The following is a 17171-nucleotide window of genomic DNA, read 5'->3' as shown; positions in this document are numbered from 1 at the left end:
TCAGGCCCGGACGCCGCGCGGTGACGCGGCCGTGAGCACGAGCCCACCGGCCACCGCCGCGACGCCTCCGGCGAGCAGGACCGCCTGGATGCCCACCGCATCGACGAGCAGTCCGCCGACCGCCGCCCCGACGGTGATCGCGATCTGGAACGCCATCACGACGAGCCCGCCGGCGCTCTCGAGGCGGTCGGGAGCGACGCGCGCGATCCACGTCTGGACCATGGTCGGCACCGCCCCGAAGCCGACGCCCCACACGACGACCGAGACGGCCGCGACCGCGAGGTGCTGGCCCGAGATCGCGAAGAGCACCGTCGCGGCCCCGATCAGGGTCGGCGCGGCGATCACGAGGACCGCCGGCCGGCGGTCGGCCAGCGGACCCGCGGCGAGGTTCCCGACGAACGAGGCGACGCCGAACACCGCGAGGAGCGCCGCGAGGAGTGCCGGGTTGATCCCGTCGACGGTCTCGAACGCGGGTCGCAGGTACGTGAAGCTCGCGAAGTGGCCGCCGGCGACGAGCACGATCGAGAGGATGCCGAGCGCGACGACCGGCCTCGCCGCCGTCCGCGCCAGCGTGCCGAAGCCCGGGGCACCGGTCGGCGGCACCGACGGCAGCGTGAACAGCTGGGCGGCGAGCGCGATCACCCCCGCCGCGGCAGCGCCGAGGAACACCGCGCGCCAACCGATCAGCTCGCCCAGGAATGCCCCGGCGGGGACCGCCGCGATGGTCGCGATCGAGACACCGGTGTTGACGACGGTCATCGCACGCCCGAGGCTGCCGGCCGGCACGAGCTGCGCGGTCACCGCCAGCGACATCGCCCAGAAGCCCGAGATCGCGAGGCCCAGCAGCAGCCGCGAGGCGAGCATGAGCCCGAAGGCCGGCGAGATCGCGACCAGCACGTTCGACACGATCGCGAGCGTGGTCAGTCCGGCCATCACCCAGCGCCGGTCCAGGCGCGGCAGCGCCGAGACCACGAGCGGCCCCCCGACGATGCCGATGACGCTCGTCGCCGTGACGAGCTGCCCGGCAGCCCCCTCGGTCACCCCGAGGTCGGCCGCGATCGGCGAGAGCAGGCTCGCCGGAAGGAACTCGCTGGCGACGAGCGTGAAGATGCCCAGCGCGAGCGCGACGACGGCGCCCCAGCGGGCGCGCGACCCGGTCGGTGCGCCGGACGAGCTGTGCCCGGTGGAAGCCGCCGTGTGCGGCGACGGGTGCGGCAGCGTGGTCGAGCCGGTGCTCGGGGATTCGGTCGGCATGGCGCCTCCTTCGGGGTCGGTTCCAGCCTCCCGAGCGGCGCGGTCCGACGCCCGACCGTTCGTCGCGACGACCCGACGAATCGTCCGGACCGCGCGGGGGGCATCCGTCAGTCGCCGGTGCCGCGCCGCGCGAATCGCGATCGGATGCCCCACGCGGTGACCCTCGCCATCGCCTCGACCACGATCCCGATCGTCATCTTCGACCGGCCGTGCTCGCGCTCGACGAACGTGACGGGCACCTCGACGACTCGGAACCCGGCCTCGTGCGCGTGCCACAGCATGTCGACCTGGAACCCGTAGCCGCGGGTGTGCACGTCGTCGAGGGGCATCCGTCGCAACGCGTCGGCGCGGAACGCGCGGTACCCGGCCGTCGTGTCACGCGTCGGCACCCGCAGGGCACGTCGCGCGTAGGCGCTGCCGCCGCGCGACAGCCACTCGCGGCGCTTCGGCCAGTTCTCGATGCGACCGCCGTCGATCCACCTCGAGCCGATGACGAGGTCCGCCGGCGTCGCGGCGTCCGCGTCGAGGGCGTGCAGCAGGCCGGGAAGGTCCTCAGGTCGATGCGAGCCGTCGGCGTCCATCTGCACGATCACGTCGTAGCCGCGGTCGAGCGCCCATGCGAACGCGTCGAGGTAGGCGGCTCCCAGCCCCTCCTTGCCCGCCCGGTGCCGCACGTGGACCGAGGCATCCGACGCGGCGATCTCCTCGGCGAGCGCTCCGGTGCCGTCGGGCGACGCGTCATCGACGACGAGCACGGATGCCTCCGGCGCCGCGGCGCGCACGCGACCGATGATCGCGGCGAGGTTCTCGCGCTCGTTGAACGTGGGAATCACCACGAGGGTTCCGGGCATCCCGTGCATCGTAGCCGTTCGCGGCGGCCTGCCCGGATTGCTGCGGCTCCTCGGCTGCGGCATCCTGTTGGAACCCGGCACGATCTCCGGCGACTCGACGCGGAGGCGACATGGACGACGAACACCCGACCACGCAGCTGAAGCGGATCGCCTTCGGTGCAGGGGCGACCGACGCGGAGCGCGAAGCCGCGCTCCGCGAGCTCGCCGCGAGCGCCGGCGGGGCTTCGGCACAGGCCGCTCCAACGGCGGAGCACGCCGAAGCGGAGCACGCCGGATCGGAGCACCTCGCCGACGCACCCGAATCCGACGCCTCGCAGGCGCCGCCGGAGGCCGCGGCCGCCGAGCGCGGGTCACGGACCTGGACCCGCATCACCGTCATCGCGGCGGCATCGGCGCTCCTCGTGGGCGGCGTCGTGGGCTGGCAGCTCGGCGCCGCGACGGGCGGCAGCGCACCGGGCGCGCCGACGCCCGGCCCGACGCCGGGCGCGTCCGCCGAGCCCCGCACGCAGGCCGAGTACCTCGAGTCGCTGGAGTTCGCGGGCGACACCGAGGCGGCGAAGGTGTTCTCGCGCGAGGCCGTGCCGAGCGACGAGCCGCCGTTTCCCGCGCGCTTCGACGAGGGCAACGGCGTGCCCGCGTACCGCCTGCTCGCGACCCGCTCCGACGGGGTGCAGATCTTCGGCTCCCGTGACGACGTCGACCTCTGCGTCCAAGTGTTCATGGTGTCGACCGATGTCGGCGCCAGGGAGGCCATGGGCGGTGGCGCCTGCACCGAGAACGGCCGGTTCCCCGAGGAGGGGCTCGAGGTCGAGTTTCCGGCCTCGGGCGCGTTCCCGCGTCTCGCCGTGACGTGGTCGGCCGACGGCACGGTCACCCTCGACAGCGTCGTCGCCGAGTGACGCGGGCCTGCACGCGGCGCACCTGTGCGCCGTTCAGCGCACCCCCGACATGAGCTTGAGCACGCCCCGGCTGCCGACGGCGAGCCCGGCACCCAGCACGATCGCGATCGCGCCGAGCACTCCGAAGTAGGTCGCCTCTTCCACGACGGTGTAGAACTCGGCCAGGAGTCCCGCGATCGCGGTGCCGAGCGCCACCGAGAGGAAGAACAGCGCGACCATCTGCGTGTGGAACACCGCGGGCGCGAGCTTGGTCGTCACCGACAGCCCCACCGGCGAGAGCAGCAGTTCGGCGACCGTGAAGACGAACAGGATGAGCACCATCCACAGCAGCGGCGTCGAGTTCGCGCCGCCGCCGGCGAACGGCAGGAACAGCAGGAACGCCAGCCCCATGATCGCCGTGCCGAGCGCGAACTTGATCGGCGTCGACGGTTGGCGGTCGCCGAGCTTCGTCCAGATCGCCGCGAACACGCCCGACAGGATGATGATGAAGATCGGGTTGATCGACTGCACCCACGAGACCGGCATCTCCCAGCCGAACAGATCCCGGTTCAACTGCTCGTCGGAGTAGATCGTGAGCACCGTGAACTGCTGCTGGTAGAGCGACCAGAAGGCGACGCTCGCGATGAACAGCGGGATGAACCCGACCACGCGGCGGCGCTCGACCGCGCTGATGCGGCTGCTGCCGAGGATCACGATGAAGTACGCGACCGTCGCGGCGACCGTCGCGCCGATCACCCAGGTCACGAGGTTCTCCGCCGTGATCAGCCCGGTCAGCACCAGGACGGCGATCACGACGACTCCGCCGATCCCGATGCCGATGACGAGCAGCCGCCGCTCGGGCGGCAGCGGGTTCGGGACGACGGATGCCTCGGGCGGGAGCCCCTTGCGGCCGAACGCGTACTGGATCAACCCGATGGCCATGCCGACCGCCGCGGCCGCGAACCCCCAATGGAACCCCACCGTCGACTGCAGCGCACCGGTGACGATCGGGCCGAGGAACGCACCCAGGTTGATGCCGAGGTAGAAGATCGAGAACCCGGCGTCGCGGCGCGGATCGCCGGCCGAGTACAGCGTGCCGACCACGCTCGTCGCGTTCGCCTTCAGTCCGCCCGAACCGAGCGCGACCAGCACGAGCCCGACCGCGACGCCGACGAAGCCGGGCAGCACGGCCAGCGCGATGTGTCCGGCCATGATCACGATCGCCGAGACGAACAGCACGCGTTCGCTGCCGAACAGGCGGTCGGCGAGCCACGCGCCGAGGATCGTCGAGAGGTAGACCGCTCCCCCGTAGGCGCCGACGATGCCGGCGGCGGAGGTCTGGTCCATGCCGAGGCCGCCTTCGGCCGCGGAGTAGTACAGGTAGAGCAGCAGGATGCCCTGCATGCCGTAGAAGCTGAAGCGCTCCCACATCTCGACCCCGAAGATGTGCACGAGCGGCCGCGGCTGCCCGAAGAAGCCGTGGTCGCCCCGGGTGTCGCGTTCGCCGCCGTCGTCCACGCCCGGCTCAGGCGGACCGTACTCCCCCGGGGCCGGTTCGGTGACCCTGCCCATGCGCGCAGCCTAGTCCTCGCGGTGCGCGCGCCGCGATCGCTCGTCGGGGGTTGCGCGCGTCAGGGGGTGCGCGGACCCACGGTCCCGGGGGTCAGCCCCCGGGCGCCAGGCTCCCGCCGCCGATAGCGTCGGAGCCGACGGTGCGGATGCACCGAGAGCAGAGGGTTCCCATGCACGCCACCACCCGCACGATCGCCGCGAGCGCGGTCGTCCTCGCCGCCGCCCTCGGACTGTCCGGATGCTGGTTCATGGGGCCGCCGCAGACCCACGCCGACGATGCCGTCGTGACCGACGCGGTGACCGCGATCGAGATCGACGACCCCGCCGGCGCCGTCACGGTGCGCGGCGTGGCCGGTGCCACCGAGGTCTCGATCGAACGCACCCTGCACTACTTCGGCGCCGAGCGGTCGTTCGACGCGACGCACGAGGTCGACGGCGGCACCCTCGTGCTGCACGGCTGCGGCCGGAACTGCTCCGCCGAGTACGTGCTGGAGGTCCCGGAGGGCCTGGACGTCTCGGGCAGCACCGCGAACGGCGCCGTCGAGCTCTCGGGCGTCCACGACGTCGACGTGTCCACCTCGAACGGCCTGGTCGAGCTCGACGGCGTGACCGGGAGCGTCGAGGCGTCGACCTCGAACGGACGCGTCGTCGGTCGCGGCCTCACCGGTGGCGGCATCCGGGCGGCGTCGTCCAACGGTGCGATCGAACTGCACCTCGAGACGCCGCAGGATGTCTCCGCCGAGACGTCGAACGGGTCGATCGAGGTGGACGCGCCGCCCGCGAGCTATCGCGTGGACACCGCCACCTCGAACGGCGGGGTCGAGGTCGACCTCGCGAACGACCCCGACGGCGAGTTCACGTTCGACCTGCGCACGTCCAACGGGTCGATCCGGGTGGGCGAGGCGGGCTGAGCGGAGCCGGCCGACCGCGTCCGCCGCACGACGCTCAGGCGGCGGCGCGTCCGCCGCACGACGCTCAGGCGGCGGCGCGTCCGTTGCGCTCGTCACGCCAGCGCAGGAAGTCGCGGACGACCGTGAGGTCGTAGCCGGGCCCCGAGATGCCGAGCGTGAACAGGCGGACGCCGGCGTCGTGGAGCGCCTGCGCGTGCTCGACGTCGAACCGCGAGCGTTCGAGCTCGTTCGAGACGACGATGCCCGACACGTCGCGGCCGACCTCGTCGCCCCACCGCCGGAGCACGTCGAGCTTGTGCGGCAGGTCGGCGGGCGACACGAACGAGTGCCAGATGTCGGCGTGCTGCGCCACGAGCTTCAGCGTCTTCTGCTCGCCCTTGCCGCCGATCATGATCGGGATCTCCCGCGTCGGCGCCGGGTTGAGCTTCGCCCAGCGGGCACGGACCCGCGGGAGCGCCTCGGCGAGGTCGTCCAGGCGCGAGCCGACCGTGCCGAACTCGTATCCGTATTCGTCGTAGTCGCGCTGGAACCACCCGCTGCCCGTGCCGAAGATGAATCGGCCGGTTCCCGTGCCCTTCGCGCTGATGTGGTCGAGCGTGCGGGCCATGTCGGCCTGCAGGTCGGCGTTCCGATACGAGTTGCAGTTGACGAGCGAGCCGAACTCGATGCGCTCGGTCTGCTCGGCCCAGGCCCCGAGCATGGTCCACGCCTCGAAGTGCAGGCCGTCGCGGTCGCCGGTGAGCGGGAAGAAGTGGTCCCAGTTGAAGACGATGTCGACGCCCAGGTCTTCGAGGCGCAGCACGGTGTCGCGGATGGCCTGGTACTGCGCGTGCTGCGGCTGCACCTGCACGCCGAGCCGGATGGGGGAATCTGCACTCATCTCGCCAGCCTAGGTCGGGCCGCGGAGGGGTCCGGCACTCGAAGCCGGATCCTCCGGATGCTGTGGCTCCGTGCGCATCACGCGCACGAATTCAGCGCCGAACCCTATTCGCGCGCAACAGATCGCAATACACTCGCCGAATGGACAACCTGGACCGCGCGATCCTCGATCTCCTGCGCCAGAACGCTCGCGCCGGGTACGGCGACATCGGCTCGTCGGTGGGGCTGTCCGCGTCGGCCGTGAAGCGGCGCGTCGACCGCCTCGTCGCCGACGGCGTGATCCGCAGCTTCACCATCCAGGTCGACCCCGCCGTCGACGGGATGAGCACCGAGGCCTACGTCGAGCTCTTCTGCCGCGGCACGGTCGCCCCGGAGGAGCTCCGGCGCATCCTGCAGGACGTGCCGGAGGTCGTCTATGCCGGAACCGTCACCGGCAGCGCCGACGCGATCGTGCACATGCGCGCACGCGACATCACGTCGCTCGAGGACGCGCTCGAACGGGTGCGCATCGCCCCGAACGTCGACCACACGCGCAGCGCGATCGTGCTGTCGCGCCTCGTGAACCGGCAGCGCGACTGAGGGGGTCGCCCATGCGCTTCATCGTCCACCCCGAGTCATCCGTGCCGCTGATCGAACAGGTACGCGCGCAGGTCGTCGAGGGTGTCGGCGACGGCCGCCTCGCCGTCGGCGAGCGCCTGCCCACCGTGCGCGCCCTCGCCGAGGAACTCGGCGTCGCCGTGTGGACGGTCGCGCGCGCGTATCGCGAGCTCGAACACGACGGCGTCATCGAGACGAAGGGGCGATCGGGCACGTTCGTCGCCGCCCACGGCGACGTCGGCCATCAGGCCGTGCAGACCGCCGCGGCCGAGTACGCGAAGCTCGTGCGCCGCCACGGCATCCCGATCGACGACGCCCTGCAGTTCGTCGACGCGGCGCTGCGGATCGGGACCTGACCGCGCTACTCGGTCGGGGCCGCCGGGATCGGCTCCTTCGGCAGACGACGCACCTTCGCGCGGCGCTGCGGATCGGCACCTGACCGCGCTACTCGGTCGGCGCCGCCGGGATCGGCTCCTTCGGCAGACGACGCACCTTCGCGCGGCGCTGCGGATCGGCACCTGACCGCGCTACTCGGTCGGCGCCGCCGGGATCGGCTCCTTCGGCAGACGACGCACCTTCGCGCGGCGCTTGCGCCGCTCCGGGATCATCGACCGCATCTCCTCGAGCTTGCCGAAGCACAGCAGGCGGTCCTCGCCCTCGAGCACGACGCCCTTGCGCGGGTTCGGGATCACGTTGGTGCCGCGGTGCAGCGTGAGCACGGTGATGTCCCGTTCCCACAGCCCGGACTCCCCCAGCGTCTTTCCCACGAGGTCGGCGTCGTTGTGCACGAGCAGCTCGGCGACGCCGTACCCCGTCGAGACGGTGAGCCGCTGGCGCACGTCGATCTCTGGGAACGCGACCTGGTTGGCGATGTAGTCGATGATCGCGCCGGCCACGTCGAGGTTGGTCGCGGTCTCGATGCCCTGCAGCCCCGGCGACGAGTTCACCTCCATCACGAGCGGGCCGTCGGCGCCCTCGAGCATGTCGACGCCGGCGACCTTGAGCCCCATGATCTGCGCGGAGCGAACCGCCGCGAGCTCGTATTCAGGGGTCAGCGACACGGGCTCGACCGAGCCGCCGCGGTGCACGTTCGAGCGGAACTCGTCACCCGACGCGACCCGTCGCATCGCCGCGACGACCCGGTCGCCGACGACCAGTGCACGGATGTCCCGGCCCCGGCTCTCGGCGATGAACTTCTGGATCAGCACGTTCTGCTTCGTCGAGTGCAGCGTCTCGATGATCGCCTCGGCGACCTTCACCTGCGGCGCGAGGATGACGCCGATGCCCTGCGTGCCCTCGAGGAGCTTGATGACGACCGGGGCGCCGCCGACCCGCTCGATCGCAGGCCGTACGTCGGCGCGGTTGCGGACGAACGCGGTCGGGGGCAGCGCGATGTTGTGCCGCGACAGGATCTGGTTCGCGCGGAGCTTGTCGCGCGCGTTGGTGATGCCGTTCGCGGTGTTGGGCGTGTACACGTCCATCTGCTCGAACTGCCGCACGACGGCCGTGCCGAAGTACGTGATCGAGTTGCCGATGCGCGGCAGCACCGCGTCGTAGTCGGACAGCGGACGGCCCCGGAACTGGAGGTCGGGTTCGGGTCCGGCGAGATCGATCGCGAAGCGCAGCGTGTTCAGCACCTTGACGCGGTGTCCGCGCTGCAACGCTGCAGCCCGGAGTCGCTGGGTGGAGTACGCCTGCGGGGCGCGCGAGAGGATCGCAAGTTTCACAGATGGCCCCTGCCATGATGGTTCGGATGAGTCAGACTCCCCATTCAAACACCATCGCCGGATGGCGCGAATGGGTGCGCCTGCCCCAGGCCGACGTCGAGTGGATCAAGGCGAAGCTCGACACCGGCGCCAGGTCGTCGGCGCTGCACGCGTTCGACCTCGAGGAGTTCACCCGGGACGGCTCCGACTGGGTGCGGTTCAGCATCCATCCGTGGCAGGACACGGCCGAGGATGCCGCGACCGTCGAGCTGCCGGTGCACGATCGACGCGTGATCCGCAGCTCGACGGGGCACACGCAGGAGCGCCTGGTGGTGCTGATGGACGTCGTGCTGCTGGACGGCACGGTCACCGCCGAGGTCACCCTGACGAACCGCGACGAGATGGGCTTCCGCATGCTCATCGGCCGCGAGGCGCTGCGGGGCGGGTTCCTCGTCGACGCGGGCCGATCGTTCCTGGGCGGCCGCGCGCCGCGCCAGGTGCGCCGCCGCAACCGCGGGCGGGAGTAGGGCGCCCCCAGCACCGTGGGTCGAGTAGCGACGAAGGAGCGTATCGAGACCCCGCCCGCGCCTCCGCTCAGTGCCCCCGGAACGCCTCCTGCAGCCACCACGACCCGCCGTCCGACGCGATCTTCGCGTCGATGACGAGCGGCGCGGTGGGCTCGCTCGCCAGCCATTCCGCGACCGCCTCGAGATCGGCGACCGAGCGGACGGTGAGGCCGCTCGCACCGTACCCCCGGGCGATCGCCGCGAGGTCGACGTCGGGGAACACCACCGTGCCGAGGTCGGCCGATGGATCCGCGGGCCCGAAGTGGTGCACCTCGGCGCCGTACGCGGCATCGTCGTAGACGACGACCACCAGCGGCAGCCGAAGGCGCACGGCCGTCTCGAGTTCCGAGATCGCCATCAGGAACCCGCCGTCACCGGTGCCGAGCACCGGTAGCCGGTCGGGTCGTGCGAGCGCGGCCCCGATCGCCGTGCCGAGCCCCAGGCCGATCGACTGGAACGCCTGCGTGAAGCAGAACCCGAACTCGTCGGGAACCCGGAGGTACGCGCTCGGGTAGCCCATGAAGTTGCCCGAGTCGATCGAGACGATCCGCTCGGCCGGCAGCAGGTCGTCGAGCCGGGCGCTCAGCACGCGCGGGTCGATGCGGGTGTCGCCCGAGGCATCCGTGCCCGACAGGTCGGGTGTTGCCGTGTCGTTCCAGCGGACGGATGCCGCGAGCCGGTCGGCGAGCGACGCCGATCGGTACCCGGGGCGCGGTTCGTCGCCCGAGCGTCGACGCAGCTCGGCGAGCAGGTCGTCGGCCGTCGCGCCGACGTCGCCGAGCACGCCGAGGTCGATCCTCCGGTGCGCCCCGAGCGCCGCGCCGGTGTCGTCGACCTGCACGACGCGGGCGTCCTCGCCGATGAGGGCGCCGTGGCGCATCGTCCACATGTTCAGGGCGCAGCCCCAGCCGACGACGAGGTCGGCCTCGGCGATCAGCTCGGCCGCGAGCGGCGAAGAGAAGCCGCCGGAGATGCCGAGCGCGAAGTCGTCGCCCTCGAAGAGCCCGTTGGCGACGGCGGACGTCGCCAGCAGGGCGCCCGAACGCGCGGCGAGCGCACGCAGCTCCGGTCCGGCACCGCGGGCGCCACGGCCCGCGACGAACACCGGGCGAGCGGATGCCTCGACGAGGTCCGCGAGCGCCTCCACCGAGGCCGCGGCGGGCCGAACGGGGCGACGGCCGGCGGCGGCACGAGCGCGCGGAGCGCCGTCGCGACCGACGGGGGCACGCGCTGGGCCTGCACGTCGAGCGGCAGGTTGAGCACGACGGTGCGCCGCTCGTCGCGGGCGGTGCGGAACGCGCGCACGACGTCGGCGAGCGCCGAGGCCGCCGAGCGCACCCGCTCGGGAACCGCGCCGACGCTGCGCGCGAGCGCATCCTGGTCCATCGCGAAGTTCGAGGTCACCGCGGCGGCCCCGGCCTCGGCGGCGAGCACGATCATCGGCGTGCGGCTCTTGGCCGCCTCGCCGATGCCCGTGGTCGCGTTCGTGAGCCCGCAGCCCTGGTGCACCGAGAGCAGCGAGACCCGCCCCGACATGCGTGCGTGGGCATCCGCCATCATCGCCGCGCCGCCCTCGTGCCGGGCCGCGACGAAGTCGACCCCGGCGGCGCGCAGCGCGTTCGTCACCGCGAAGTTGCCCGAGCCGACGACCCCGAAGCACGCCCCGACGCCGAGCCGCGCGAGCGCCCGGCCGACGAGCTCGGCGACCGACATCCGCTCGGCGTCGTCGACGGCTGCCGTATCGGCGTCGTCCGATCCCGGGTCCGCGTCGACGATGGCGGATGCCTCGCTCACGCCGCGTCCGCGACCAGCGCGAGCACGCGCGTCGGGCTCCCCGAGCCGCCGACGATCGGCAGCGGGGCGACGACCAGCACGGCCCCGGTCGCGGGCAGGTCGGCCAGGCGCTGGAGCGAGGTGATGCCGTACTTGTCGTGCCCGAGCAGGTGGTAGTGCGCCGGGAACGGCGGGTCCAGCTCGGCGCCGCGACCCGCGTCGATGCCGACCGTCTCGACGCCGAAGCCCGAGATCGGTCGCTCCGTCGCGAGCCACTCGGCGCACGCCGCCGAGATGCCCGGCGTGTGCGAACCGGTCTCGTCGGCGTTGAGGAACGCGTCCTGGTCGTCCGCGAATTCGTCCCAGCCGGTGCGGTAGAGCAGCCAGCCGTTCTCGGGCAGCGGGCCGTGCTCGGCCTCCCACGCGAGCACGTCGTCGACCTCGAGCAGGAAGTCGGGGTTCTCGGCGACCTCGGCCGTCTTGTCGATGACGACCGCCGGGCCGATCAGGCGCGCGGGCGGGATCTCGGAGACGTCGTGCCCGTCACGACCCGAGATCCAGTGCACCGGGGCATCCAGGTGGGTGCCGATGTGCTCGCCCGTGTGGATGTTCGCGTGCTTCCAGAACGGCCCCGGCTCGTCGTACTCGCTCACCTGCTCGAGCCTGAAGTCGATCAGGTTCGCGAACGGGTCCGGGAGCCGCAGCGCCGGGGTCGTGGCGGACAGCCGGTTCGTCAGGTCGATCACGCGGATCGACCCGGCGGCGAGCGCGGCGGAGAACTCGGAGAGTGCGGACATCGTCATCCTTCGGGGCCGGGAACGGGGTTGGTCCAGCGTCCCCGGGAGGCGGCCCGCTGCGCAAGCGGCTCGCCGGGCGCTCAGACCTTTCCGTACGCGAGCTCGCCCCGGCGACCGGCGAGCGACGCGAAGCGCGAGGCGACGCGCAGGCGCCGACGGTGCGCGGCGACGAACCCCCAGATCGAGAGGCCGAGCGCGATCGCGCCGAACACCGTCAGCCCCACGCCCAGTGCCAGGATCATCTCGTCGCCGTCGTTCGTCGCCATCATCCCGATGCCGACGAGCAGGCCCAACCCGCCCAGCGTCGACCCGCCGTACGAGCCGATCGCGAGCAACCGGTTCGCCGTGTCGAGCGCCGCGGGCAGGAGCGGTCCGGGCAATCCCCGCTCGGCATTGGCCGGATGCTCGGCGAGCCATCGGGCGCCGAGGGCCTGCAGGGCGCGTGCGCGGGCATCCGCCGCGGCCGCCCAGACCACCAGGGCGACCAGGCCGACCACCGTCGACCAGAGCAGGAGCGACGGCTCGATGGCCGTTGCACCGACCACCGCACCCTGGACGATGCCCCATCCGAGTACCGCGAAGAAGGCGGCGCAGGCGAGCACGACCGTCCAGCCCGCGACGCGGGCGAGCACGGCCCACCCGCGGGGAGCCGCGGCGATGCGCCGCTCGGCCTCGGCATCGTCGGCCTCGAGCGCGGCGACGAGTTCCTCGAGCCGCTGCTGCTGTCCCGGGGCGAGGACGGGGATCGCGTCCGCAGCCGTGCCGGCGCCGGCGCCGGGGCCGGGAGCGGGTGACGCTGCATCCGGAGCGGGGCTCGGGCCCGGCGTAGCCGCAGCATCCGCGGCCGGCGTCGCAGCCGGCCCGGAATCCGCGGCATCCGGAGCCGGCCCGCCGAGCCCGTGGATGACGTGGTCGAGCTCGATCAGCAGCGCCTCGCGACCGAGCTCGGCCGCGCCGAGGTTCGCGTGGACATCGCCCCGGAGCAGGTCGGCCTCCGCGCTCGTGCCGGTCGCGCTGACCGGCAGCCCCGAGCGCTCGAACAGCAGTCGAAGCGCCTGCGCCTCGTCCAGCCTCAGGCCCCTGAACGGCCGTCCGACGACGAGCACGCGCGCCGACGGGCCGAGCCCTGAGCGCAGGCGGTAGTGCAGGTACTGCGCGGTACCGTTCGCCGAGATCGATCGCATCACCCCGGTGATGCTCGCGATCGGCACATCGGTCGAGCGGATGCGGACGAGCCCGCCGCGCTCGAGGTCGACCGACACCGCGGGGTACAGGCACCACATCACGACGAGCGTGACCACGGCGCTGACGATCGCGGCGATCGCCCAGGCGATCACGAACTGCCCGCCGATCAGGTCGGACGTCACGGCGACCACGACCCCGGCGAGCGGAATGCCGACGAGCGCGGACATGACGAGCAGGGCGAGCGGCGAGCGGCGCACCGGCGCTGCGGTGCGTTGGATGACGATTGGCACCCGCCCATTCTCACCCGGCCGGCGGCGCACCTCGGTGCCGCCGAGGTGACGGATTCCTCCCTGATCTCGGCCGCAGATCAGGGAGGATTCCGTCACCTCACCAGCCGTGAGCGACGACCCCGGGTCAGATCACGTCCTCCGAGAGGGTCGTCGGGTTGCCGAAGCGGTGGTTGGTGATCGACACCGCCTGTTCGCGCAGGAACGGCAGCAGCTCCACGCGTCCCGACGGGGTCACCGGGTGCGCCCACACGGCGACGTCGGGCCGGCCGCCGAGCGCCGCGGTGACGGTCGACGGGTCGCCGCCGACGAGGCGGATGCGACTCGTCTCGAGCTTGCTCGCGAGCGCCCCGAGCCAGGCCGCGTCGCCCTCGCGGACCACCTGGATGTCGCGCCCGGCGAGCACCGCCTGGACGCCCTTCGGCAGCTCGATGGCCGTCGAGATCCGGATCCGCGACTTCGCGAGCAGCCCCGCGGCGATGACGCGCAGGGCGTCGACGAGCGATGCGGCCTCCGCGATGCGCACGGTGACGGGAAGCGGGAGGTAGCGGAAGAGGTTCCGCTCGACGCCGAGGCCCGAGTGATCGCGCACGACGCCGTACTCCTCGGCCCAGGCGACCTCGTCGCTCAGGGCCGACCGGCGCAGCACCTCGAACGCCTCGTACGGGAGCGACGACTGGCTCGCCTCGATGAGCTCGGCCACGCGCTTCTCGATGCCGCGCAGGTGCAGCGAGCGCGACTCCACGGTGTGGTCGGGCTCCCAGTCGCCGAGCCCGAACAGGTAGTTCGGGCCGCCGGCCTTGGCACCGGCGCCCACGGCCGACTTCTTCCAGCCGCCGAACGGCTGGCGCTGCACGATCGCACCGGTGATGCCGCGGTTGACGTAGAGGTTGCCCGCCTCGACGCGCGCGAGCCAGGTCTCGAGCTCGTCGGGGTCCAGCGAGTGCAGGCCCGCGGTCAGGCCGTAGTCGACGGCGTTCTGCAGGGCGATCGCCTCGTCGAGGTCCTTGGCGTGCATGATGCCCAGGACGGGTCCGAAGAACTCGGTGAGGTGGAAGTAGGAGCCGCCCTTGACGCCGGTGCGGATGCCGGGCGACCACAGTCGGCCGGAGTCGTCGAGCCGCTTCGGTTTCACGAGCCACTGCTCGTCGGCGCCGAGCTCGGTGAGCGCGTGCAGCAGCTTGCCGTTCGCCGGTTCGATGATCGGCCCGACCTGGGTGGTCGGATCCTGCGGGTAGCCGACGCGCATCGAGGTGGCGGCGTCGACGAGCTGGCGACGGAAGCGCTCGGACTTGGCCACCGATCCGACGAGGATCACGAGCGAGGCGGCGGAGCACTTCTGCCCGGCGTGCCCGAACGCGCTCTTCACGACGTCGGATGCCGCGAGGTCGAGGTCGGCCGACGGCGTGACGATGATCGCGTTCTTGCCGCTGGTCTCGGCGAGGAGCGGCAGGTCCTCGCGGAACGACCGGAACAGCTGGGCCGTCTCGTACGCGCCGGTCAGGATCACGCGGTCGACGAGCGGGCTCGCGACGAGCTCACGGCCGAGCTCGCGCTCGCCGACCTTGACGAGGGCGAGCAGGTCGCGCGGGATGCCGGCCTCCCAGAGCGCCTCGACCATGACGGCGCCCGAGCGCTCGGCGAGCGCTGCGGGCTTGATCACGACGCCCGAGCCGGCCGCGAGGGCGGCGAGCACGCCGCCCGCGGGGATCGCGACGGGGAAGTTCCACGGCGGGGTGACGACCGTGAGCTTCGACGGCACGAACGTGGCGCCCTGCACGTGGTCGAGTTCGCGAGCACGCTCGGCGTAGTAGTGCGCGAAGTCGATCGCCTCGCTGATCTCGGGGTCGGCCTCGGCGATGGTCTTGCCGGTCTCGGCGGCCATCACCTCGATGAGGCGGTCGCGGTTCGCGGCGAGCGCGAGCCCGGCGCGGTGCAGCAGCGCGGCGCGTTCGGCGCCGGAGCGGCGGCCCCACGCCTCGCCGGTCTCCCGGACGCGCTCGAGGAGGGCCTGCAGTTCCGCCGCCTCGGTCACGTGCGCCCCGCGGATCGTCTCGACGCCGAGCAGCGAGACGGGCACCTGCGAGAGGATGCGTCGACCCCACGCGCGGTTCGCGGCGAGCGCCGGGTCGGTGTCGGGTTCGTTGCGGAACCCGGGGGTCGCGCCCGGGCCGCCGGCCGACGACGACTCGGCGTCGAGGATCGGGTCGAGCGGACCGCCGAGCGACCCGCGCGTGAATCCACCGACCACGCTCGTGAGGGATTCGCCCTCGTGCTCGAGACCGGGCGCGGGCGCGTCGAGGTGGGCGAACGCCTCGGCGAGCCGACCGTCCTCCCACTCGGTGCGGCGGTTCTGCACGCGGTTCGGGGCGGGCGCGGGAGCGGCATCCGCCCCGTCACCGTCGCCCTCGAGCGCCGCGACCGAGCGGGCGTAGCGCTCGCGTTCGCGCTCGAAGAGGCCCTGGTCGCTGCCGAGCTCGAACACGGCCGACATGAAGTTCTCCTGGCTCGCGTTCTCCTCGAGCCTGCGGATCAGGTACGCGATCGCGAACTCGAACTCGCTCGGGTCGACGACGGGCGTGTAGAGCAGCAGGCGGCCGACGTCCTTGCTGACCGCGGCGGCCTGGCCGGTCGCCATGCCGAGCAGCATCTCGAACTCGACGGCTCCTTCGACGCCGCGCTCCTTCGCGGTGAGCCACGCGTGGGCCACGTCGAACAGGTTGTGGCCGGCGATGCCGAGCTTGACCGCGTCGGTGCGCTCGGGGGTCATCGACCAGTGCAACAGGCGCTTGTAGTTGGTGTCGGAGTCCTGCTTGGTCGAGTAGGTCGCGAGCGGCCAGTCGTGGATCGCGGCGTCGACGTGCTCCATGGCGAGGTTCGCGCCCTTGACGACGCGCACCTTGATCGGGGCCCCGCCGGCCGCACGACGCGCCTGCGCCCACGCGGTGAGCTCCTGGATCGCGCCGACGGCGTCGGGCAGGTAGGTCTGCAGCACGATGCCAGCCTCGAGGCCGAGGAACTCGCGCTGGTCGAGGAGCTTCCGGAAGACCGCGATCGTGAGGTCGAGGTCGCGATACTCCTCCATGTCGAGGTTGATGAACTTCGGCTGCCCCTTCATGGAGCCGCGCGCGGCGAGTCGGTACAGCGGCGTGAGCTTCTCGACGACCTTGTCGACGGCCTCGTCGAACGACCACATCGAGAGCTGGCTGACGACGCTCGAGACCTTGATCGAGACGTAGTCGACGTCGTCGCGGGCGAGGAACTCGTACGTGCCCTTGAGCCGCAGGTCCGCCTCGTGCTCGCCGAGCACGGCCTCGCCGAGGAGGTTGAGGTTCAGGCGGTTGCCGCCCGCGCGGAGCTTCGCGATCGCGGGCCCGAGCTTCGCGGGTCGCGCGTCGAGCACGAGGTGGCCGACCATCTCGCGCAGCACGCGCCGCGCGATCGGGATGACGGCCAATGGCACCGCAGGCGCGACGGCGCCGCCGGCGTGCACGGCGGCCCGAAGGTGAGCGGGCAGGAACTTCGGCGTGAGCCGCGCGACGTCGGCGAGGTTCCGGCCGGCGACGCCGAGGTCTTCGGGACGCATGACGCCGTCGACGAACCCGACCGTGAACGCGAGGCCGTTCGGGTCCTTCAGCACGCCCGCGAGGCGCTGGGCGGCGGGGTCGACGGGGTGGTGGGCACTCTCGTCCAGCCACTTCCGCACGAGGGCGGTGACCTGGTCGGTGCGCACGGAGGATTCCGCGCTGACGTTCGTCATGCTCATGACGCTAGTTGTCCTTCGTTCGATGGCCGCTGAGAATCGCGCGAGCCCTGGGAATAGTGTGCGCGCGGGCATTCGTTCGGTACAGCGAATGAATCCGACGGATACCATTCATAGAATTCGATCTATCCATCGCGATCCTCGGGGGGCGC

Annotated in this window: 13 protein-coding genes and 1 pseudogene; 5 read left to right on the top strand and 9 right to left on the bottom strand. The window is 72.2% G+C overall.

Going from position 1 to position 17171, the window contains the following annotated elements:
* Positions 1 to 1254, bottom strand: a complete 1254-nt coding sequence (locus ELQ40_RS01230) for an MFS transporter (protein ID WP_127792036.1) — start codon at positions 1252 to 1254, stop codon at positions 1 to 3.
* 107 nt (positions 1255 to 1361) lie between these two features.
* Positions 1362 to 2105, bottom strand: coding sequence for a polyprenol monophosphomannose synthase (locus tag ELQ40_RS01225; RefSeq protein WP_127792035.1), 744 nt, complete (start codon positions 2103 to 2105; stop codon positions 1362 to 1364).
* Between the two features lie 110 nt (positions 2106 to 2215).
* On the opposite strand from ELQ40_RS01225, the gene ELQ40_RS01220 reads away from it, so the two are divergent.
* Entirely contained in the window at positions 2216 to 3004 is a 789-nt protein-coding gene (locus ELQ40_RS01220; RefSeq protein WP_127792034.1) for a hypothetical protein, read from the top strand.
* 33 nt (positions 3005 to 3037) lie between these two features.
* Here ELQ40_RS01220 and ELQ40_RS01215 read toward each other — a convergent pair whose 3' ends face one another.
* Positions 3038 to 4555: a peptide MFS transporter gene (locus ELQ40_RS01215; protein WP_127792033.1), complete on the bottom strand. Its 1518-nt coding sequence runs from the start codon at positions 4553 to 4555 to the stop codon at positions 3038 to 3040.
* A gap of 170 nt (positions 4556 to 4725) precedes the next feature.
* On the opposite strand from ELQ40_RS01215, the gene ELQ40_RS01210 reads away from it, so the two are divergent.
* Positions 4726 to 5466: a DUF4097 family beta strand repeat-containing protein gene (locus ELQ40_RS01210; RefSeq protein ID WP_127792032.1), complete on the top strand. Its 741-nt coding sequence runs from the start codon at positions 4726 to 4728 to the stop codon at positions 5464 to 5466.
* 64 nt (positions 5467 to 5530) lie between these two features.
* Here ELQ40_RS01210 and ELQ40_RS01205 read toward each other — a convergent pair whose 3' ends face one another.
* Positions 5531 to 6346, bottom strand: coding sequence for an LLM class F420-dependent oxidoreductase (locus ELQ40_RS01205; protein ID WP_127792031.1), 816 nt, complete (start codon positions 6344 to 6346; stop codon positions 5531 to 5533).
* A gap of 140 nt (positions 6347 to 6486) precedes the next feature.
* Here ELQ40_RS01205 and ELQ40_RS01200 point away from each other — a divergent pair, with 140 nt between their 5' ends.
* Both ELQ40_RS01200 and ELQ40_RS01195 read left to right on the top strand, forming a co-directional pair.
* Positions 6487 to 6924, top strand: coding sequence for an Lrp/AsnC family transcriptional regulator (locus ELQ40_RS01200; protein WP_127792030.1), 438 nt, complete (start codon positions 6487 to 6489; stop codon positions 6922 to 6924).
* 11 nt (positions 6925 to 6935) lie between these two features.
* Positions 6936 to 7298 (top strand): GntR family transcriptional regulator, encoded by a 363-nt coding sequence (locus tag ELQ40_RS01195; protein WP_127792029.1) that lies wholly within the window; start codon positions 6936 to 6938, stop codon positions 7296 to 7298.
* A 171-nt stretch (positions 7299 to 7469) separates the two neighbouring features.
* On the opposite strand, the gene ELQ40_RS01190 is transcribed toward ELQ40_RS01195, so the two are convergent.
* On the bottom strand, positions 7470 to 8669 hold the full coding sequence (locus ELQ40_RS01190; RefSeq protein WP_127792028.1) for a RimK family alpha-L-glutamate ligase: 1200 nt from the start codon (positions 8667 to 8669) through the stop codon (positions 7470 to 7472).
* A gap of 26 nt (positions 8670 to 8695) precedes the next feature.
* Here ELQ40_RS01190 and ELQ40_RS01185 point away from each other — a divergent pair, with 26 nt between their 5' ends.
* Entirely contained in the window at positions 8696 to 9175 is a 480-nt protein-coding gene (locus ELQ40_RS01185; RefSeq protein WP_127792027.1) for a RimK/LysX family protein, read from the top strand.
* Between the two features lie 67 nt (positions 9176 to 9242).
* Here the strand turns inward: ELQ40_RS01185 and ELQ40_RS01180 are convergent.
* The 4 genes and pseudogenes from ELQ40_RS01180 to ELQ40_RS01165 all read right to left on the bottom strand — a co-directional run bounded on the left by ELQ40_RS01180 (position 9243) and on the right by ELQ40_RS01165 (position 17022).
* Positions 9243 to 10927: pseudogene (locus ELQ40_RS01180) on the bottom strand (thiamine pyrophosphate-binding protein).
* Positions 10928 to 11004: 77 nt separating this feature from the next.
* Positions 11005 to 11784, bottom strand: coding sequence for a cyclase family protein (locus ELQ40_RS01175; RefSeq protein WP_205649405.1), 780 nt, complete (start codon positions 11782 to 11784; stop codon positions 11005 to 11007).
* Positions 11785 to 11864: 80 nt separating this feature from the next.
* Complete coding sequence (locus ELQ40_RS01170; protein WP_127792025.1) at positions 11865 to 13259, bottom strand: hypothetical protein; 1395 nt, start codon at positions 13257 to 13259, stop codon at positions 11865 to 11867.
* A gap of 124 nt (positions 13260 to 13383) precedes the next feature.
* Positions 13384 to 17022: a bifunctional proline dehydrogenase/L-glutamate gamma-semialdehyde dehydrogenase gene (locus ELQ40_RS01165; protein WP_370296536.1), complete on the bottom strand. Its 3639-nt coding sequence runs from the start codon at positions 17020 to 17022 to the stop codon at positions 13384 to 13386.
* Between the last annotated feature and the right edge of the window lie 149 nt (positions 17023 to 17171).

The organism is Agromyces sp. LHK192 (genome assembly GCF_004006235.1).
In the GTDB taxonomy this organism is placed as follows: domain Bacteria; phylum Actinomycetota; class Actinomycetes; order Actinomycetales; family Microbacteriaceae; genus Agromyces.
This window is presented reverse-complemented; position numbering and strand designations above follow the sequence as displayed.